This is a genomic window from Phytohabitans kaempferiae, assembly GCF_042433955.1.
Taxonomy (GTDB): Bacteria; Actinomycetota; Actinomycetes; order Mycobacteriales; family Micromonosporaceae; genus Phytohabitans; species Phytohabitans kaempferiae.
The window spans coordinates 127473-146825 of sequence record NZ_JBHLUH010000089.1 but is presented as its reverse complement, the minus strand read 5'-3'; the positions used below and the strand labels follow the sequence as shown (position 1 = coordinate 146825).

The 19353-nt window shown below is 73.8% G+C and carries 16 protein-coding genes and 1 pseudogene; 9 read left to right on the top strand and 8 right to left on the bottom strand.

Annotated elements, in window-relative coordinates; genetic code table 11:
- Window positions 1-63: 63 nt before the first annotated feature.
- The gene (locus ACFFIA_RS39855; protein ID WP_377261816.1) at window positions 64-726 is read right to left on the bottom strand and encodes a hypothetical protein; all 663 of its coding nucleotides are present in this window, start codon (window positions 724-726) and stop codon (window positions 64-66) included.
- A 229-nt stretch (window positions 727-955) separates the two neighbouring features.
- Between ACFFIA_RS39855 and ACFFIA_RS39850 the strand changes: the two genes are divergently transcribed.
- Window positions 956-1855 (top strand): aminotransferase class IV, encoded by a 900-nt coding sequence (locus ACFFIA_RS39850; RefSeq protein ID WP_377261814.1) that lies wholly within the window; start codon window positions 956-958, stop codon window positions 1853-1855.
- 49 nt (window positions 1856-1904) lie between these two features.
- Here ACFFIA_RS39850 and ACFFIA_RS39845 read toward each other — a convergent pair whose 3' ends face one another.
- The 4 genes from ACFFIA_RS39845 to ACFFIA_RS39830 all read right to left on the bottom strand — a co-directional run bounded on the left by ACFFIA_RS39845 (window position 1905) and on the right by ACFFIA_RS39830 (window position 6045).
- Window positions 1905-2606, bottom strand: a complete 702-nt coding sequence (locus ACFFIA_RS39845; protein WP_377261812.1) for a sulfotransferase-like domain-containing protein — start codon at window positions 2604-2606, stop codon at window positions 1905-1907.
- Between the two features lie 121 nt (window positions 2607-2727).
- Complete coding sequence (locus ACFFIA_RS39840) at window positions 2728-3471, bottom strand: RibD family protein (protein WP_377261810.1); 744 nt, start codon at window positions 3469-3471, stop codon at window positions 2728-2730.
- A 708-nt stretch (window positions 3472-4179) separates the two neighbouring features.
- Complete coding sequence (locus ACFFIA_RS39835) at window positions 4180-4701, bottom strand: hemerythrin domain-containing protein (RefSeq protein ID WP_377261808.1); 522 nt, start codon at window positions 4699-4701, stop codon at window positions 4180-4182.
- Between the two features lie 357 nt (window positions 4702-5058).
- Window positions 5059-6045 (bottom strand): MerR family transcriptional regulator, encoded by a 987-nt coding sequence (locus ACFFIA_RS39830; RefSeq protein ID WP_377261806.1) that lies wholly within the window; start codon window positions 6043-6045, stop codon window positions 5059-5061.
- Window positions 6046-6145: 100 nt separating this feature from the next.
- Between ACFFIA_RS39830 and uvrA the strand changes: the two genes are divergently transcribed.
- The 6 genes from uvrA (at window position 6146) to ACFFIA_RS39800 (ending at window position 13942) form a co-directional block, all read left to right on the top strand.
- Window positions 6146-8659 carry an excinuclease ABC subunit UvrA gene (gene uvrA, locus ACFFIA_RS39825; RefSeq protein WP_377261804.1) on the top strand — a complete coding sequence of 838 codons (2514 nt, stop codon included), beginning with the start codon at window positions 6146-6148 and terminating at the stop codon, window positions 8657-8659.
- A 46-nt stretch (window positions 8660-8705) separates the two neighbouring features.
- Complete coding sequence (locus tag ACFFIA_RS39820; protein WP_377261802.1) at window positions 8706-9605, top strand: SMP-30/gluconolactonase/LRE family protein; 900 nt, start codon at window positions 8706-8708, stop codon at window positions 9603-9605.
- A gap of 733 nt (window positions 9606-10338) precedes the next feature.
- Window positions 10339-11259, top strand: a complete 921-nt coding sequence (locus tag ACFFIA_RS39815; RefSeq protein WP_377261800.1) for an ABC transporter ATP-binding protein — start codon at window positions 10339-10341, stop codon at window positions 11257-11259.
- Between the two features lie 23 nt (window positions 11260-11282).
- Window positions 11283-12023 (top strand): ABC transporter permease, encoded by a 741-nt coding sequence (locus ACFFIA_RS39810; protein ID WP_377261798.1) that lies wholly within the window; start codon window positions 11283-11285, stop codon window positions 12021-12023.
- Window positions 12024-12047: 24 nt separating this feature from the next.
- Window positions 12048-13280 carry a sensor histidine kinase gene (locus ACFFIA_RS39805; RefSeq protein WP_377261796.1) on the top strand — a complete coding sequence of 411 codons (1233 nt, stop codon included), beginning with the start codon at window positions 12048-12050 and terminating at the stop codon, window positions 13278-13280.
- Complete coding sequence (locus tag ACFFIA_RS39800) at window positions 13277-13942, top strand: response regulator (RefSeq protein ID WP_377261794.1); 666 nt, start codon at window positions 13277-13279, stop codon at window positions 13940-13942. The genes ACFFIA_RS39805 and ACFFIA_RS39800 overlap by 4 nt, the downstream gene beginning before the upstream one ends.
- A gap of 138 nt (window positions 13943-14080) precedes the next feature.
- Here the strand turns inward: ACFFIA_RS39800 and ACFFIA_RS39795 are convergent.
- Window positions 14081-14188: pseudogene (locus ACFFIA_RS39795) on the bottom strand (hypothetical protein); the annotation flags it as partial.
- Between ACFFIA_RS39795 and ACFFIA_RS39790 the strand changes: the two are divergent.
- Window positions 14187-17090, top strand: coding sequence for an NACHT domain-containing protein (locus ACFFIA_RS39790; protein WP_377261792.1), 2904 nt, complete (start codon window positions 14187-14189; stop codon window positions 17088-17090). The pseudogene ACFFIA_RS39795 and the gene ACFFIA_RS39790 sit on opposite strands and share 2 nt — an antisense overlap.
- A gap of 16 nt (window positions 17091-17106) precedes the next feature.
- Here the strand turns inward: ACFFIA_RS39790 and ACFFIA_RS39785 are convergent, their stop codons facing one another.
- On the bottom strand, window positions 17107-17802 hold the full coding sequence (locus ACFFIA_RS39785; RefSeq protein WP_377261789.1) for a SanA/YdcF family protein: 696 nt from the start codon (window positions 17800-17802) through the stop codon (window positions 17107-17109).
- A 64-nt stretch (window positions 17803-17866) separates the two neighbouring features.
- Between ACFFIA_RS39785 and ACFFIA_RS39780 the strand changes: the two genes are divergently transcribed.
- Window positions 17867-18799, top strand: a complete 933-nt coding sequence (locus tag ACFFIA_RS39780; protein ID WP_377261787.1) for a hypothetical protein — start codon at window positions 17867-17869, stop codon at window positions 18797-18799.
- A gap of 279 nt (window positions 18800-19078) precedes the next feature.
- Here the strand turns inward: ACFFIA_RS39780 and ACFFIA_RS39775 are convergent, their stop codons facing one another.
- Complete coding sequence (locus ACFFIA_RS39775) at window positions 19079-19270, bottom strand: hypothetical protein (RefSeq protein ID WP_377261785.1); 192 nt, start codon at window positions 19268-19270, stop codon at window positions 19079-19081.
- Between the last annotated feature and the right edge of the window lie 83 nt (window positions 19271-19353).

Below are 19353 nucleotides of genomic sequence, written 5' to 3'. Positions count from 1 at the left end.
CCGGGTCCGTCCGGAGGCTGTGGACACCTGGGGCGCCCACGGAATCCACAGCCCCCGCCCCCGCTACTGAGCGGTCGGCCAGCGCCTCGCCCCCGGGTCCGAGTCCTGGGCCAGATCCTGCCAGTGGCTCTGCCGCTGCGACGGCAGCAGGCTCTGCGCGCCCTCGGCCGACCAGCTCCGCGTCGCCCCCACCGGTACCCAGTCCCGCTCCTCGGGGTACGGCGCCGGCGTCATGTCCAGACCCTCCGCACCGAGTGGGCGTTCGTCCGGCGTGGCCGGTGGCTCGTCCACATCCGCCCCCGTGGCGGACCGGCGCCACCGTCCGGCGCTCGCCACAGCCAGCAGCAGGGCGACACCGAGCACCATCGCCGAGCCGGTACGCAGCGGCGTCGTGACGTCGGCCTCCCGCCCGCCGAGGGAGATCTGCCCAGGGAGGAAGTTGAGGATGGCGTCAGGATCGAACAGCAGCGCGAGGTAGCTCGCCGTGTACGCCAGCCCGGTGAGCACCGCGCCGGCGGGCGAGAAGCGGAGCGTCCCCAGGAGTCCCAGCAGGAGGCCGGCGGCGGCCAGGCACAGCACGGGACGCAGGAAGTCCCCGCCATCGAACACTCCCGTGGCGTCCTCGTTCAGGAACGCCTGGAGCGAGCGGTCCTGCCCGTAGGCGAGCAGCAGCCAGGCGAGCGGCGCGATCAGGACGGCGGCGAGCAAGGTCCAGAGGTGTCGCATGCCGGACACCGTAGTGCCATCGACTGGGGTCTACACCAGGCCGACCGCCCTGTGGATCTCCGGTTTCGCGGTTGGTGCGAAGACGCCGCGCGAGGTGTAACACGGAGACGGACCCGGACGCCCTTGCACCGAAGCCCGCCGCGGCGCCCACCTTGCCGCCGGCCCCGCGGCAGGCCGAGACGCCACCGGGTCCGCCGCGGGCCGGGCCGCGCGCGCTAGCGTCGGCATCATGTTGCAGCGCTACGACGAGCGGAACGCCGACATCAGGTACTGGGTCGACGGCGTGCTCCGCCACCGCGACGAGCCGGGCGTCTCGCCGTTCGACTCAGTGGTCCAGGGCGGCGACGCGGTGTGGGAAGGGCTCCGCCTGTACGACGGGCGGATCTTCGGCCTCGACGCCCACCTCGACCGGCTGCGGCGCTCGGCCACCGCGCTCGGCTTCGCCGCCATCCCCTCGCCGCGGGAGGTGACCGCCGCCGTGGTCGAGACGCTGCGCGCCAACGACATGCGCGACGGCGTCCACATCAGACTGACGCTGACCCGGGGCGTGAAGGTGACCAGCGGCATGGACCCGCGCCTCAACCAGAGCGGTTGCACGCTCATCGTGCTCGCCGAGCACAAACCTCCGGTGTACGACACGAGCGGCCTGCGGCTGGCGACGTCGAGCGTGCGCCGCCCCGGCCCGGACGTGCTCGACCCGAAGATCCACCACAACAACCTGCTCAACTCGATCCTCGCCAAGATGGAGGCGAACGTCGCGGGCGCCGACGACGCGCTGATGCTCGACGGGCGGGGCTTCGTCGCGGAGACGAACGCGACGCACTTGTTCGCCGTACACGATGGAGGGTTGTCCACCCCGTGGGCGGTGGCCTGTCCCGAGGGGATCACGCGCGCCACGGTCCTGCGCCTCGCCGCCGAGGTGGGCATCGCGGCGACTGAGCGCGACCTCAGCCTCACCGAGATGTACACGGCGGACGAGGTCTTCTGCACCGGCACGATGGGCGAGGTCGCCGGCGTGACGGAGATCGACGGGCGCGCGATCGGCACCGGCGGGGTCGGCCCGGTCACCCGCCGGATCGCGGACATCTACGTGGCCCACGCCCGGGCGAACGGCACGCCCGTGGTCTAGGGAGGACCCCCGATCAGCCGCCCGCGACCAACGGCACGACCGGATACACCTAGACCCGGTGGGCGTACAACTCGTCGTAGTACGGTCGCGCCTCGTCCACAAGCGGCGCCAGCCGGTCCGGCACGGGGCCGGACGGAGGTGTGTACGACCCGAACTTGGTGGACGCCTCAACTCCGGCGTACCAGTGCGGCGCCCACACCCCGTCGGTGTCACGGCGACCCGGCGCCCAGCCGAGCATCGCCGGGTCGAACGCGATGCCGAGCGCCGCGCACAGCCGGCTCAGCACGCCGGCGGGGTCGCGTAGCAGGTCGGCGGCGTCGACCACCGGCCCTCCGCGGGTCCGGAAGAGCTCCACCTGCTGCGCGTACCCGAGGTCGGCGAGCGTGGGCGCGCCGCGCACCTTGGCGTACGAGGCGACGACGTGGGCCGGGTCCCGGATCAGGTACGCGTGCGCGAGCCCGGCCAGCCAGTCGCGCCCGACCTCCGGCAGCAGGTGGTGCGCCATGTGCTTCTGGTAGTACACGCTGACGCCGGCGGGCAGCGGGCCGGTCAGCGCGGCGGCGACGTCCGCCCAGCGGCGCGGCTGGCTGGCCAGCACGTCCTCCCGCCCGGGGTGGTCGATGCCGGTTGTGGAGAGGTAGTACGCGTACAGCGGCTCGTCCACGACCAGCGTGTCCGCCCGCGAGCCGAAGCTGCGCATCAACGCCGTCGAGACGTTGCGCGGACCGGACCACATGGCCACCCTGGTCACCACGGCTCAACCCTCCCCGGCCCGCGGCGCGTGTGCCTGTCCATCCCATCGATGGGAACGCGTGTCGGTCCGCTCGTCCCCGCCGTCCGCCGCCCGGTCGGCGGGACCGCCTGCGTGCGCCTCACGTCGCGGTATCGCCGGCACGCGCCCGCTGAGCCAGGTCCTCGGCGAGCGCCTCCTTCTCGAAACGGTCGGAGAGCGCGTACCGGAGGAGCACCACGTCGCCGATCTGCCGCACCTCCACCAGCGCCGCCCGCCGCTCCGGCCCCCACGGGAACGCGCCGTCGCCCACGAACCGGGGCGCCCGCGAGTCGCCGACGAAGAAGGGCGCGATCACCAGGTGGAGCTCGTCGACCAGCCCGGCCGTGAGGAACTGCGTGTGTACCCGTCCCCCACCCTCGACCATCAGCCGCCGTACGCCGCGGTCGTGGAGATCCGTGAGGAGGCGGCAGAAGTCCACAGGCTCGCCGACATCCACAACCGTCGCCAGGTCGCCGAGCCGCTTGCGGGTGCTGTCCACAGCCTCGCTGGAGCAGTACACCAGCTTGTCCACATCCCCCGCGCCGAAGAAGTCCGCCGACGGGTCAAGCTCCCCGCGCCCGGTCAGCGTCACCTTCAGCGGCGTGGGGTGAAGCCCGCGAGCGACACGCTCCGAACGACGTTCGGCCGAACGCACCAGCAGCCGTGGGTTGTCCAGTCGCACCGTGCCCGCGCCGACCATGATGGCGTCGCAGCTCGCCCGTACGTCGTCGACCCGGTCGAAGTCGGCGTCGTTCGAGAGCAGCAGCCGCTTTCCGCCGGCGTTGTCCAGGTATCCGTCGATGGACATGCCGCAGCTGAGCAGGATGTACGGCCGCTCACGCACTGATCGAGCCCTCCTCGCAGACGCTCCGGAGCATCAACCCGGACGGGAAAGTTAACCGATCACGAACTTACCCGGGCAGACCCCACGACGCTTTCGAGCGCCCGGAGCCGGTGCGGTGCTCAGGCGAGACGGCGCGCACTCGACGGTGCCGCCGGTCGGGCCGCCGCGACCCTCCGTGCCTGCCGCCGTCTCGGCGAGCCTCGGCGCCCGGCCCGCGGGCGGCGCCGACCGGCCCGCGGGCGTGGCGTTGTCGGTGGGATCGGCCGGGCGCGTGACCAGGCGGCCACCGGCCGTCTCGGTGAGGGGTGGGGTGAGGCCACCGGCCGTCTCGGTGAGGGTGGGGCCACCGGCCCGAGGGCGTGACCGGGGCGCCCCGCACGGTTCCCAGTGCCGAGCGGGGCACCCCGATCACCAAGGGAAGCGCCGCCGAGAGTCGCTCACCGCCGGTGATGGCCGCGCCAGGGAGGCGGTGCCGCCGTTGGGCGTTGCAAGCCCCGGCCCGGCACCAGGCGTCCGCTCACCACGAGCAGGCTGCGATCACAAGTTCCCGACGATCTCCCCACGACCCCAAGCGGCTGGCTCGCCGCGCCAAGGAATCTACCGGCGTTCCCCACAATCCGCCCGACGGATATCCGACACGGCCCCGGAGTTGCGAAACGCCGGTCACCCCACCAACCGGTGGGGTGACCGGCCCGCGTAGGGTCGCGCCTACGCCTCCCATGCCGCAAGCCACCGGTCCGCGCCGATGGCGTCGCGAGTCGCCGCCAGCGCGTCGATGGCCGCGCTGACGCGCCGCTCCTCGAAGGCGAAGTGGGAGTCCATGATGGCCATGAGCCCGTCGAGCTCGCCCACTATCGACGTGGCGTCGGCGCCCGCCGCGGCCCGGTCGGCCAGGTCGCGGACCCGTCGCAGGAGGCCGGCGATGAGCCAGTGGTCCTCGGCGAGCTTGTCGACGGTCGGGGCGAGCTCGGGAAACTCCCGGCGCAGCGCGGGAAAGAGCCCGTCGTCCTCGCCGATGTGATGGATGTCCAACGCGTCGCAGAAGCCGACGCAATGTGCGAGCAGAGCGGTCCGCGCGGCTGAGTCGTCGCTCAGGTTTCCGGCGGCGAGCTGTCGGCGCAGGGCACGGATCCGGTCCCGGAGGGCGTCATGGGTCTGCGCGAGCTGGATGCTGAGTGCGGTGGCACGGTCGGGGACGACCACGTCGACCTTTCGTTTCGGCGCCTCCATGCCTGACGCTGCCCGCCACCGGCACGCGGCGCTCGGCCCACCCTAGCTGGACCCGGCCAGGACGTTGGCGGCAGGCGGGATGATCTTGACAAGAGGGATGCACCTGGCGCGTCCACGCCGAGGGCGCCGGGCGGGGACGTCCAGCTCGGCGACATTGGTGGAACGCCGGAGCCAGCCGCCGGTGTCGCCTGTGGACGTGGTGCCGCACGAACGTGGTGCCGAGATCGCGTAGCCTGCGCGCGATCGCCGGCGTCTCGGCCACCTGGAGCGAGACGTCGACGCCCGTCCCGCGCGGCACGCGGAAGTCCGCTTCGCCCGGCGCGGGGTACCGGACGGCAGTGGCCCCCGCACGGCGGGTCAGGTGGGCGGTAGCGACAGGTGGCGGCTCAGGTGAGCGGCGCCGTCCAGGAGGGCCGCTGAGCGGCGGGTCAGCTCGGCCTGGCGGCGGGCCACCGCCTCGCGCAACGCCTCGCTGCTGCCGGTGCGGCGCAGTCCGTCGAGGATCGGCGCGATCTGCGGGAACAGGTAGCCACTCTGGCGCAGCATCCGGATCATCTGGGCGTCGCGGACGTCGGCGGGGCCGTAGCGGCGGTATCCGGTGACCCGCTCGCGGCGCGGCTCCAGCAGGCCCGCCGCCTCCCACACGCGAAGCGCGGAGGGCCGCACACCGAGCTTCGCCGCCAGCTCCCCCACGCTCAGCTCGACACTCGCGGCGGCCCGGCCCGCCTCCACGCGGGCCGAGGGTTGTCCCCCACCGAGACCGCCCACAGAGCCCGCCCGATCCACAGCGGCGCCATCCACAGGACCGGGCCTGTCCACAGCAGCCGCATCCACAGGGCCAGCGCCGTCCACAGCGACGCGGCCCAGAAGACCAACGCCCTCCACAGCAACGCCGCCCACAGGACCCGGCCCGTCCACAACGGCGCCGCCCACAAGGCCAGCGCCGCCCACAGCGACGCGCTCCACAGGGCCAGGGCTGTCCACGGCAGGGGCGGCCGCCGGAGGCGCGGGCGGGGGGACCAGGGCGGCCACCGCCTCCAGGGCTGACGCCGTCGCGCGCAGCGCGGCGCGCTCCTCGTGCAGCCCGGCGTGGCCGGCGTCGACCAGGGCCAGCGCGCCCGCGACGTCGCCGGCCAGCACCGTGCGCATGATGGCGCGGGCGGGCTCCGGGCCGTGGCCGGCGGCGAGCGCGCGGTAGGTGAGCACGGCGCTCAGGTGCCGCTCGTCGAAGGTGCGGTAGCCGCTCGCGGTGCGCGGCACCGGGGGCAGCACGCCCGCGTCCTCGTAGTTGCGGATCTGCTGGGTCGAGACGCCCGCCGCGCGGGCCAGGTCCACCGTCCGCACTCCACCGCCTCCTTCGCCCCCGTGTTGAGGGTTGCCGCCCAGCTTACGGGTGAAATGCGCGAGAAAGTCTCCACAGGAGCTTCAATGAGAAACTTTAAGCATGGAATGGATCACGGTCACCGGGGCGCGGCTGCACAACCTCAAGAACGTGACGCTCGCCGTCCCCAAGCGAAAGCTCGTCGTGCTGACCGGGCTGTCCGGGTCGGGCAAGTCGACGCTCGCGTTCGACACGCTGCACCGGGAGGGGCAGCGCCAGTACATGGAGTCGCTCGGGATCGTCACGGCCTTCGTGAGCAAGCCGGCCGTCGACTCGATCACCGGCCTCTCCCCCTCGATCAGCATCGACCAGCACCTCACCAACCGCAGCCCCCGGTCGACGGTGGGCACGGCGACCGAGGTCTTCACGTACCTGCGGCTGCTCTGGGCCCGCATCGGCCACCGCCCCTGTCCGGCCTGCGGCGCCGGCGTGCCGCCCGCCTACGACCTCGCGACCGAGGACGACTGGGACGAGGCGGCCACCGACGCGCTCCCCTGCCCGCACTGCGGCGCCCCCGTGCCCAACCTCGTGATGGGCCACTTCTCCTTCAACAAGCCGGCCGGCGCCTGCCCCACCTGCACCGGCATCGGCACCGTCCACCGCGCCGACGCCGCCCGCCTCGTGGACGAGGAGCGGAGCGTCGACGGCGGTGCCGTCCTCGGCTGGCCACGCGCGGCCGTGGAGCACAACGTCCGCGTGCTGGCGGCGGCGGCCCGCCACTACGGCCTCGCGTTCGACCCGGCCACTCCGGTGAAGGACCTCGACCCGCCCGCCCGCGACCTGCTGCTGCACGGCGTGGGGAGCGCCGAGTTCGGCCGGCACTTTCCGGACACCGCACCGCCCACCACCGTCGGGCGTGGACGCTTCGAGGGCGTGCTCACCAACGTGCTGCGCAGGTACGCCGAGCGAGTCGAGGACACCGCCTACCGCGAGAAGATGGAGCAGTTCCTCACCACCGAGACGTGCCCGGACTGCGAGGGTACGCGCCTCAGGTCGGAGAGCCGCCGGGTAACCGTGGCCGGACTCTCCATCGTGGACGCCGCCCGGATGCCGCTGGACCGGCTCGCCGAGCAGGTCGCCCGGATACCGGAGCTGGTCACCGCCGAGGAGTGGCTCTTCGCCGAGCCGGTCGTGGTCGACCTGCGGGAGCGGGTACGCCGGCTGGTCGACGTCGGCGTGGAGTACCTCACGCTCGAACGCGCCACGCCGACGCTCTCGGCCGGCGAGGCCCAGCGGCTCCGGCTCGCCGCGCTGCTCGGCTCCGGCCTCACCGGCGTGCTCTACGTGCTCGACGAGCCCACCATCGGGCTGCATCCGTCGGACACAGTGCGGCTGGTCGAGGTGCTGCGGCAGCTGCGCGACCTCGGCAACACCGTACTCGTGATCGAGCACGACCTCGACGTGCTGCGCGCGGCCGACCACGTGATCGACGTCGGACCCGGCGCCGGGCGGGACGGCGGGCGGATCGTGGCCGCCGGTACCCCGGACGAGGTCGCCGCCACCGCGGGCTCGGTGACCGGCGACCACCTCGCGGGCCGGCGTGGAGTGACGGCGCCCGCGGCCCGGCGGCCGCCCGGCGACCGCGCCCTGGTCATCCGCGGCGCCCGGGCGCACAACCTCAAGGACGTCACGGTACGGCTGCCACTCGGCCTCCTCGTCGCGGTCACCGGCCCCTCCGGCTCGGGCAAGTCGTCGCTGCTGCTCGACATCCTCGACCGGGCGGCCCGGCGGCACTTCCACGGGGCGGGCGACCCGCCCGGCCCGCACGACGGGATCGACGGCTGGGCGCACCTGGACAAGGTGGTGACCATCGACCAGCAGGCGATCGGGCGTATCCCGCGGTCCAACGCGGCGACGTACTCGGACCTGTTCACGCCGATCCGGGAGGCGTTCGCGGCGACCGACGACGCCCGGAAACGATCTCTCTCTGCCGGACACTTCTCGTTCAACGTGCCGGGCGGACGCTGCGAGCGGTGCACCGGCGCGGGCGTGCTGAGCGTGTCGATGCACTTCCTGCCCGCGGTGGAGGTGCGCTGCCCGTCGTGCCGGGGGCGCCGCTTCAACCGGGAGGTGCTCGCGGTGCGGTACCAGGGCCACGACATCGCCGAGGTGCTGGACATGACCGTGGCCGACGCGCTGACCGCTTTCGCCGACGTCGCCGGCGCCGCGACCCGACTGCGGCTGCTCGACGACGTCGGGCTCGGTTACCTGCCGCTCGGGCAGCCGGCGACCACGCTCTCCGGCGGCGAGGCGCAGCGCATCAAGCTCGCCAAGGAGCTGGCCCGGCGCTCCACCGGCCGGACGCTGTACCTGCTGGACGAGCCGACGACCGGACTGCATCCGGCGGACACAGTGCGGCTGCTCGGTGTGCTCCAGCGGCTGGTCGACGCCGGCAACACCGTGCTGGCGATCGAGCACGACGTGGACGTGGTGCGGGCCGCCGACTGGGTCGTCGACCTCGGCCCCGGCGGTGGGTCCGCGGGCGGCGAGGTGGTCGCCGAGGGTACGCCCGAGCAGGTCGCCGCCAGTGGGTCGCGGACCGGCCGGCATCTTGACCTGGCAGGCTCAGCCCCATGACCGAGCGCAGTGTGCCACGGATCCGGCCGGCGAAACGAGGACGGGCGTGCGGGAGGTGATCGAGGCCCGATTCGAGGTGCTGGACGAGCGCTTCGCGGGGTACGGCGGCGACGCGTACCTGACCCGGCTGCACACCGGCGGCCGGTGGCTGGAGGGGCCGGCCTACTTCGCCGCCGGACGCTACCTCGTCTTCAGCGACATCCCCAACAACCAGATGCTCCGGTGGGACGAGACCACCGGCGCGGTCGGCGTCTTCCGCGCGCCCTCCGGCTACTCCAACGGCAACACGGTCGACCGGCGCGGCCGGCTGGTCACCTGCGAGCACGGCAACCGCAGGGTCACCCGCACCGAGCCGGACGGCTCGGTCACGGTGCTCGCCGACCGATACGAGGGCAAGCGTCTCAACAGCCCGAACGACGTGGTGGAGCGCTCGGACGGCTCGATCTGGTTCACCGACCCGAGCTACGGCATCGACAGCGACTACGAGGGCTACCACTCGGAGAGCGAGATCGGCGCCTGCAACGTGTACCGGATCGACCCGGGCAGCGGCGAGGTGCGCCTCGTGGCCGACGACTTCGTGCGGCCGAACGGGCTGGCGTTCACATTGGACGAGCGGCGGCTGTACATCGTGGACACGCGGCGCGAGCACGTCCGGCTCTTCGAGGTCACCGACGGCGGGACACTCACCGGCGGCGACGTCTTCGCGACCTGCGGCGCCGGGAGCTTCGACGGCATGCGCCTGGACCACCGGGGCAACGTGTGGATCGCCGCGCACGACGGCGTGCACTGCTTCGCCCCGGACGGCACGCTCATCGGCAAGCTGCGCGTGCCCGAGGTGGTTTCCAACCTGACGTTCGGTGGGCCACGTCGCAACGACATGTTCATCACCGCGACGAGCACCGTCTACACGCTCCGGCTCAACGCGACCGCCGGCCGCTACCCCTAGGAGGGCTGCCGCGACGTCCGTCGCGGTCCAGGCCAGGTCCAGACCGCCGCTCCCGCAGCCTCACCCTGCGCGATCCACAACCAGACCTGCCCTCACTCCGCGGCACCGAAAGGGCTAATTCCGGGAAACAGCCCTCTCGCGCCGCCCGCATAGGGCTCCTTCCCCGAAAGAGCCCTGTGACGGCCAGGACACGCCGCAACATTTCCGGCGAAAGCCACGGCAGGCTTGCACAGATCATCCAGCTCACGCCGCATCGCCGGCACACTCCCCTCGGCTCACCGGCATCCGGGGGGCCACCACACGCGAGTGCGGACCTGTCCGCGAACGCGAACCCTGACCACAAAAGCTCTGCGCGTCGGGCTAGCAGCAGAATCAGCTGCGCCGCGCCGCCAGCGAACGACGGCGGCCGTGAACGTACGCGCGGGTCCGGCGGCACGGTGCTGACGGGCGGGGGTTGGGGACGTGGAGGGTGAGGCCGCGGGAGCAGCGGCCCGGACCGCGACGGACATCGCGGTAGCTCAATAGATCTGTGAGGTCGCGGCCATGCCACGACCTGAGCGCGACCCGCGGGATCAACCAATCGGTGGGTCGCGGGCCATCACGTGGTGGGGTCGGCGTCCCCGCCGGCCGGGAGTGCGGGTCCGGTCCACTGGTCGGTGTCCGGGCGGCGCCGGTCGCGGAAGGCTGGAGGCAGCCCAGCCGCCGCTGGGGCCAGGCCGGAGAGGACGCCCGCATGCCGCCCGTGATCGAGGTACGCAACCTCCACAAGCGTTACAGGGACAAGGTCGCCGTCGAGGACGTCTCGTTCACCGTCGAGGAGGGCGAGATCCTCGGTGTCCTCGGCCCGAACGGCGCCGGCAAGACCACGACCGTGGAGTGCGTCGCCGGCCTCCGGGCGCCGGACCGGGGCGAGATCACGGTGCTCGGGCTCGACCCGCGCCGCGACCACGCCGCGCTGACCCGGCGGCTCGGCGTCCAGCTCCAGGAGAGCCAGTTGCCGCCGCGGCTGCGCGTCGCCGAGGCGCTGCGGCTCTACAGCTCCTTCTACCCTGAGCCGGCCGACTGGCGCGAGCTGCTCGACGGGCTCGCGCTGGGCGACAAGGCCGAGACCCCGTTCGGCAAGCTCTCCGGTGGCCAGAAGCAGCGGCTCTCGATCGCGCTGGCGCTCGTCGGCGCCCCGCGCGTGGCGATCCTCGACGAGCTCACCACCGGCCTTGACCCGCAGGCCCGGCGCGACACCTGGGACCTGATCGAGAGCGTGCGCTCCAGCGGAGTGACGATCGTGCTGGTCACCCACTTCATGGAGGAGGCCGAGCGGCTCTGCGACCGGGTGGCGCTGATCGACGCGGGCCGGGTGGTCACGGTGGACACGCCGGCCGGCCTGACCGATCGGGCGGGCGTCGGCCAGCGGATCCAGTTTCGCCCGTCCCGGCCGGTCGACGACCGGCTGCTGGCCGGACTTCCCGGCGTCTCCGCCGTTACCCGCCGTGGCGAATGGGTCGTCGTCACCGGCGACAGCGACGCGCTCAACACGGTCACCGCCGCGCTGGCCCGCGACCAGGTCGTCGCCGAACGGCTCCGCGTGGAGCCGGCGAGCCTGGAGGACGCGTTCGTGGCGCTGACCGGCAGAGGCCCGGTTCGCGACACCAAGTAGACCCACCACGAGAGAGGAAAACCATGTCTGGCACCTGGCGGCTCGTCACGGTCGAGACCACGCTGTCCGTACGCGACAAGGTCGGGCCGCTGTGGGGCGTCGGCTTCCCGCTGGTCCTGCTGATCATCCTGGGCAACGTGCCCTCGCTGCGCAAGCCTCAGGACGTCAACGGCGGCATCTCCACGTTCGAGATCTACGTGCCGGTCATCGTGCTGTTCAACGTGGCGATACTGGCCCTGATCGCACTCCCCTCGACGCTCGCCGGATACCGCGAGGGCGGCGTGCTGCGGCGGATGCGGACCACGCCCGTCGGCCCGGTACGCGTGCTCGCCGCCCAGCTCGTGGCCAACCTCGCCATCGCGTTCGTCTCGCTGGTCCTGTTTCTCGCGGTGGCGCGGCTCGGCTTCGGCGTCCGCCTCCCGGCGCACCCCGCCGGCTTCGTCGCCGGCTGGCTCCTCGCGACCGCCGCGCTGCTGTCGATCGGGCTGATGATCACCGCGCTGGCGCCCGGGCGTGCGGCGGCCGCGGCGATCGGCACGGTGGTGTACTTCCCACTGATGTTCTTCGCCGGGCTCTGGCTGCCGATCACGCAGATGCCCCCGCTGCTGCGGGACATCAGCCACCTGACCCCGCTCGGCGCCGGCATGCGGGCGTTCCAGGACGCGCTGGCGGGCGACTTCCCGTCGGCGCACCCCCTGCTGGTCCTGGCGCTCTACATGGCCTGCTGCTCGGCGATCGCCGTCCGCTGGTTTCGCTGGCAATAGACTCGCCGCTGAGAGGAGGGGGCGTTGGACAGAGAGGATGCGGGGCCACCGCGTGTGCTGGTGACCGTGGTGCCGTACACGTTGCTGGCGGTCCTCGTCGTGCTCACGGTGGTCGGGACGAGCCCGGCCGGCGGCGCCCTGCTCATCGACCTCGCTCTCTGCGGGCTGGCCGCCGTGTGGATGCTCGTCATGTTCACGCTGCGGCCCGGCTGGTGGCAGCGGCCCCGGCTCATGGGCGTGTTCTTCACCGGGCTGCTGGTGGTCACCACGGTCCTGGTGCTCCGAAACCCCTTGTTCGGGCTCTTCACCCCGGCGCCCTTCATCTACGCGTTCACCGTCGTCCCCTGGCCGTGGCGTCTGCCGGCGGTGGCGGCCACGGCGGTGGTGGCCGGCACCGCGCAGGCCTCGGGCGTGGCGGCGACGACCCCGATGGGCGTGGGCCTCTACCTGACCATCGTGGTATTCAACATCGTCATCCTGTGCGGCACCGCCTGGGTCCTGTGGCTCGACGAGAAGGTGCAGGCCGAGCGCGGCAGGACCGTCGCCGAGCTGCGGCGGGCCAACCAGTTGCTGGAGGCGACCCTCGCCGAGAACGCCGGACTGCACTCGCGGCTGCTCGCCCAGGCCAGGGAGGCGGGGGTCCGCGACGAGCGGCAGCGGATGGCCCGCGAGATCCACGACACGCTGGCGCAAGGGCTCACCGGGATCATCACGCAGCTCCAGGCCGCCGAGCAGCGGCACGAGGCGCCGGAGCAGTGGCGCCGGCCGTTGGAGTCGGTGAAGCGGCTGGCGCGGGAGAGCCTGTCGGAGGCGCGGCGCTCGGTCGACGCGCTCCGGCCCGAGCCGCTGGAGACCGGGCGGCTGAGCGACGCGCTCGCCGAGGTGGCCGGGCGGTGGTCGCGGCTGCACGGGCCGGCCGTCCAGGTCACCACGACCGGCACGGCGCGGCCGATGTCGCGGGAGACCGAGTTCGCGCTGTTGCGCACGGCCCAGGAGGCGCTGGCCAACGTGGCCAAGCACGCGCACGCGACCCGGGTCGGGGTGACACTGTCCTATCTGGAGCACGAGGTGGCGCTGGACGTGCGCGACGACGGGCGGGGCTTCGATCCGGCGGGGGTCGGCGGCGGCTTCGGCCTCACGATCATGCGGCAGCGGGTCGAAGGGCTCTCCGGGACGCTCCAGATCGAGTCGGAGCCGGGCGCCGGCACCGGAATCTCCGCCTGCGTCCCCACGCTGCCGGCCGGGAGCCACGCGTGACCGACCGCCCGGCCGAGGCCCCGGTACGCCTGCTGATCGCCGACGACCACCCCGTGGTCAGAGACGGGCTGAGCAGCATGTTCGCCGCCGCGCCCGGCTTCGAGGTGGTGGGCGAGGCGGCCGACGGCGCCACGGCCGTACGACTCGCGCGGGAGCTGCGGCCCGACGTGATCCTGATGGACCTGCGCATGCCGGGCATGGACGGCCTGACCGCGATCACCGAGCTGGCCCGGCTCGGCGTCACCGCGCGCGTGCTGGTGCTGACCACCTACGACACCGACGCGCACGTGCTGCCGGCGATCGAGGCGGGCGCGACCGGCTACCTGCTCAAGGACTCGCCCCGCGAGGACCTGCTGCGTGGCGCGCGGGCCGCCGCCCGGCGCGAGACCGTGCTCTCCCCCTCGGTGGCAGCGTGGCTGGTCAACCGGGTCCGCACCCCCGCACCGCAGCTGCTCAGCCAGCGGGAGCTGGAGGTGCTCGCGCTCGTGGCGGCCGGCAACACCAACCGGCAGGCGGCCGCCCGGCTGTTCATCACCGAGGCCACGATCAAGAGCCACCTGCTCAACATCTACGCCAAGCTCGGCGTCCGCGACCGCGCCGCCGCCGTGGCCGAGGCGTACAACCAGCGGCTGCTCACGCCCGGGGCGCCGGAGTCGCCCTGACCGGTCACGCACCTCGGGGGAAGGCCACCTCGACGTCCAGGCCGCCCTCGGGGACGGGCCGTGGCGCTGACCGCCGCGCCCTGCGCGGGCGATCGCGCGCACGATGGCCAGGCCAAGCCCGTGCCCATCGGCGGCGTCCCCGCCGAGGCGGTCGCGGCCCAGGCGCTGGAACGGCTGGAACAGCCGCTCGACCTCGCCCGGGTACACGACCGGCCCCGTGTTCCAGACTTGTACCGTCTGGCGCATGCCCCAGGTACTCAGCTACGCGGACGCGGTACGCCTGCTCGGTGGCCGGGACAGCAGGGTTGTCGCCGCCCTGGAGTCGCTGACCAGCGGCGCGCTGCTCGGGGCAGCCGTGCCGTTTCCGGTGGTGCTCGGCTGGTTCGACGCCAAGTCGGAGCTCGCGCGGCTCGGCCACCAGCTCGTGCGCGGGCTCGCCGAGCGGCGGGGCGGGCTCTCCCGGTACGGGCGGACACAGCGGCTCGAGGCGGCGCACGCGGTGCTCGTCGTGACCGCGTACTTCGAGGCGCTGGCCGAGGCCGACCTGCCCATCGCCGTCGCCGACCTGGAGCTGACCGGGGAGGAGCAGCTGGCGGTGGCCGGTGGCGGCGGGGTCGGCACCGGCCTCCCCGAGGCCATCTTCGCGCTCGCCCCGCTGCTGCCCGGGCCGCAGGAGCCGCACGACCGTCTGCTGGAGACACTGCGCGAGCACTACCGCGGCGTCTCCACCGGGCTGGCCCGCTTCGTCGGCGGCCTCGCGGTGTGGGAGCGGCTGCCGGAGACCGCCCGAAACAGTTTCCGGCGGACACTGGAGGCGCTCCCGCCGGCCGCCTGCGCCCGGTACGCGGAGCTGTTCCGCCAGCTCGGCGCCGACTTCCCCGAGGTCGCGTTCTGGTCCGGCCTGCGCGAGCACGCCGCGACCCGGGCCGAGCTGCGCGGTCTCGGCGTCGCGCTCACCGGGCTCGGCCGGGTCCTCGACGGCATCTCCACCGGCCGCGTGCCGGACGAGCGGCGGGCCGCCCTCGCCCGGGCCAACGAGGCCGCGCTCGACCGCCCGATCGTCGAGGCCGGCGACGTACCGCCGGGGCTGCGCGTCCCCGCGCTCGGCGAGGCGTACGTGACCCCGCTCTACCGGGTCGCCAGGGCCGGCGGGCGGATCAGCGACGAGACCTGGTGGTCCGATGTGGAGGTCCGGGACGACCTGCAGGAGTTCCTCGCCGCGTTCCTCACCTCGCCGCGGGCGGTGGAGGCGCCACTGCTCGTGCTCGGCCAGCCGGGCTCGGGCAAGTCGGTGCTCACCAAGGTGCTCGCGGCCCGGCTGCCGGCGGCCGACTTCCTGCCCGTGCGGGTCGTGCTCCGCGACGTACCGGCGGCCGCCGACCTCCAGGACCAGATCGAGTACGCCATCCGCGCGGAGACCGGCGAGCGGCTGGACTGGCCGGCGCTGGCCCGGTCGGCCGGCGACGCGCTGCCGGTCGTCGTGCTCGACGGCTTCGACGAGCTGCTCCAGGCGACCGGCGTGAGCCAGTCCGACTACCTGGGCCGGGTCGCCGCGTTCCAGCGCCGCGAGGCCGACCAGGGACGCCCGGTCGTGGTGGTGGTGACGAGCCGCACGAGCGTCGCCGACCGGGCGCGGGCGCCGGAGGGGACGGTGGCGGTGTGGCTGGAGCCGTTCGACGAGCCGAGGATCGCCGCCTGGCTGCGCGTGTGGCACCGGGTCAACGCCGGCCACCTCGCCGCCCGCGGTCTCGCCCCGCTCACCCCGGCGGCCGTGCTCCCCCACCGCGAGCTGGCCGGGCAGCCGCTGCTGCTGCTCATGCTCGCCCTGTACGACGCCGACGGCAACGCCCTCCAGCGCCTCTCCACCGGGCTCGACCAGGACGAGCTGTACGAGCGGCTGCTGCGCAGCTTCGCCCGCCGCGAGGTCACCAGGCACCGCCCCGGCCTCCCCGAACGCGACCTCGACCGGGCCGTCGAGGAGGAGCTGCGGCGGCTGTCGCTGGTGGCGTTCGCGATGTTCAACCGCAACACGCAGTGGGTCACCGAGGCCGACCTCGGCGCCGACCTGGCCGCCCTCACCGGCGACCCGCCGCCGCCCGCCGCCGGCCTGCGCGCACCGCTCGGCCGGGCGGAGATCGTGCTGGGGCGGTTCTTCTTCGTGCACCGCGCGCGGGCCGTGCGGGACGGGAGCCAGCTCGGCACGTACGAGTTCCTGCACGCCACGTTCGGCGAGTTCCTGGTCGCGCGGATGGCGTTCCAGGCGCTGCGCGACCTCGCCGCCCGGGACGCCGCCGCCACGCTCTCGTTCGGTGCCGCGCCCGCCGACGACGACCTGCTGCACGCGCTGCTCTCCTTCTCGGTGCTGAGCGTGCGCACGCCGATCGCGGGCTTCCTGCGCGGCATGCTGTCGCGGCTGGACGCCCCCGAGCGGGCCGCGCTCGCCGGCCTGCTGGTGCGGCTGCTCCGCCGCGTCCACCACGCGCCGGCGCCGAGGCGGCTGGCGGCGTACCAGCCCCGGACGCTGCCGGTGCCGGCCCGGTACGCCGCGTACAGCGCCAACCTGACGCTGCTCGCCGTGCACGCCGCCGGCACGCTGCGGGTCAGCGAGATCGTCGACGAGGAGGCGGTCGCCGGCTGGAAGCGGCAGTCGATGCTGTGGCGCTCCCAGCTCCACTGGGACGAGTGGCAGAGCCTGGTGGAGCTGCTGACGCTGGAACGGGTCTGGGTCGGCGACGCCCGGGACATCGTGCTGGGCGTCGACGACGGCACCTTCCGGACGCCGCCGGTCGACCTGTACTGGACGTACGAGATCCCGCCCTCGGACCCGCGCCGGGGCACGCTGACGCTCGCCGTCTCCCGGGACAACGAGTACCTGCGCCGCCGCACCAACTTCCTCTGCCGTACCAGCGACGACGCGGCCGTCCACAGCCTGGAGCCGCTGGAGCGGTCGCTTCCGGCGGCGAGCCGCACGATGGCGGACCGCGAGGGCCTGCCGCTCCGGTCGGTCGCCCACGCGCTGCTGGAGGTGTGGCTGCTCAAGGCGGACGGCGCCACGGCGGAGGAGCGGGAGCGGGCCCTGCGCCACTTCACCGAGCTGGTGCGGCGGACGCCCGGACTGGAGGGCTGGGAGCGGATGGTCGAGCCGTAGCCGGGACGGCTCGGGCTCAGGGCTGCCGCAGCGCGTCGTCCACGCCGGTCTCGCGGGGACCGAGGTGCACCGGGTCGCGGCCGGAGAGCACGTCGAACACCGCCTTCACGCTGGCGCCGTGCTCGCGTGCGGAGCCGACCCGCCAGGTCCGCGCGTAGCGCTTGACCGTCTCGTCGCCGACACCGGTCGCCGTCACGCCGAGGCGGCGGCAGAGCGCGACCGCGCGCGGCAGGTGGAACGACTGCGTGACGACGATCGCCTCGCGCACGCCGAAGACGCGGCTGGCCCGGGCGCACGAGTCGTACGTGTCGAAGCCGGCGTGGTCGAGCACCACCTTCTCACTCGGCACGCCGGCGGCGGTGAGGTAGCGCAGCATCGCGCCCGGCTCGTCGTACTCCCACCGCATGTGGTCACCGGAGACCAGGATCGCGCGCACCTTGCCGGTCTCCAGCAGGTGCCGCGCGACGTCGAGCCGGGCGGCGAGGAACGGCGCCGGCCTGCCGTCCGGGTCCACCTTCGCGCCGAGCACCAGCGCGACCGGCGCCGGCGGCACGCTCTCCGCGCTGTAGATGTGTCCGTCGGACGTGGTTCGCACCCAGGTCACGCTGGCCGCGACGGTGACGGCCAGGGCGGACGCGCCCAGAACGGCGAGCAGCATGCCGCGGCGGAGCCAGCGCCGGACAGTGGCCGGGGCGGGAGCGCGAAGTCGCATGGATCTCACCTTGCCAGCGCGGGTCAACTGGCGAAGCGGCGACCCACCGGCGTAGGCAGGGAGCATGCACACGATCACGCTGGACGGGATCGAGCGCTGGGCCGGCCGGCCGCTCGTGGTGTTCGTCGGCGTCACCACGGGCGGCTCGCTCGCGCACGCCGTGTTCGGCCGGTGGGCGGCGGCGCTGGACCGGCCGTGGGAGCTGCGTGGCCTGGACCTGCCCGCCGACACTCCACCGGCGACGTACCGGCGGCTGCTCGCCGCCGTGCGCGGCAACGCGGCCGTCGAGGGCGCCGTCGTGACCGCGCACAAGCTCCGCCTGTACCGCGCCTGCGCCGCCGACCTCACCCCCGGCGACGAGCTCGTCGAGGTCACCCGCGAGGTCAACACGCTCGCCGCCGGGGACGGGCTCGTCCGGGGGTACGCCCGCGACGCGCTCGCCCTCGCGCACGTGCTGCCGCCCGAGGCGGACGTGCTCTGCCTCGGCGCCGGCGGTGCCGGTACCGCGCTGCTGCTCGCCCTGGCCGGGCGGGGCGCGGAGCGCGCGGTCTTCGCGGACACCTCCCCCGCCGCCCTCGCCGACCTGCGCGCGGTGGCCGGCCACGCCGGCGTCGAGGGGATACGCCTGGAGTACGTGCCGGTCGGCGGGGCGCGCGACGTCGACGCGCTCGTGGCCGGGCCGCCCGCCCCCGGGCTCGTGGTCAACGCGACCGGGCTGGGCAAGGACGCGCCGGGCAGCCCGGTCACCGACCGCGCGCCGTTCGGCCCGTCCACGCTCGCCTGGGACTTCAACTACCGGGGCGAGCTGACGTTCCTGCGGCAGGCGGCGCGGCGGGGCGCCCGCACGATGGACGGCTGGGACTACTTCGTCGCCGGCTGGACCGGCTGCCTCACCGCGATCGCCGATGCGCCCTTCACGGCCGGTGTGCTCGCCGACTTCGCCGCCGCGGCCGCCCCGCACCGTCCACAGCGGAGCCGGTCGCACCCGATGCCGTAGTGCGGGAATCCACCGCGCGTCGTGCCGGGAAAGACGCATGGCGGCGGGGCGGACCGGGAAGACTCAGGCATGGCGTCCTACACGGTCAATCCTGAGGCGGTGGCCCGGGCCCGGCAGCTGATCGATGCCCGGCAGTACATTCTGGAGAGCGACTGGGGAGACGCGCAGCCCGGCGCGGCGGCCCAGAACGCCGCCGGTCAGCCGGTGAACGTCAGTGGCCACCGCACTACGCGCAACCGGCCGGGACGTAGGCGCCGCATCCCGGAGTGGAGCGTCCGATCAGGGCTCGACGGTCTCCTCCGAGCGGCGGTGGTCGATCCGGAGTCCGGGCGCCGGCTCGGCGTACCGCTCGCGGGCGTCGGAGTCCGAGAGGATCGCCTCGGCCTGCGCCTCGGGGTCGTCGCTGCCGGCCACCCGCTCCTCCGGCAGCAGGTGCTCGGACCGTCGCCGCACGCGCTCAGGTTCGTTCATGGGCCCTGCCATACCCGGCGCGCGTGAACGCCAACCGTCCCCTTTCGAGGGGTGCCCCACCGGTCGGTCGGACACCCCTCGGG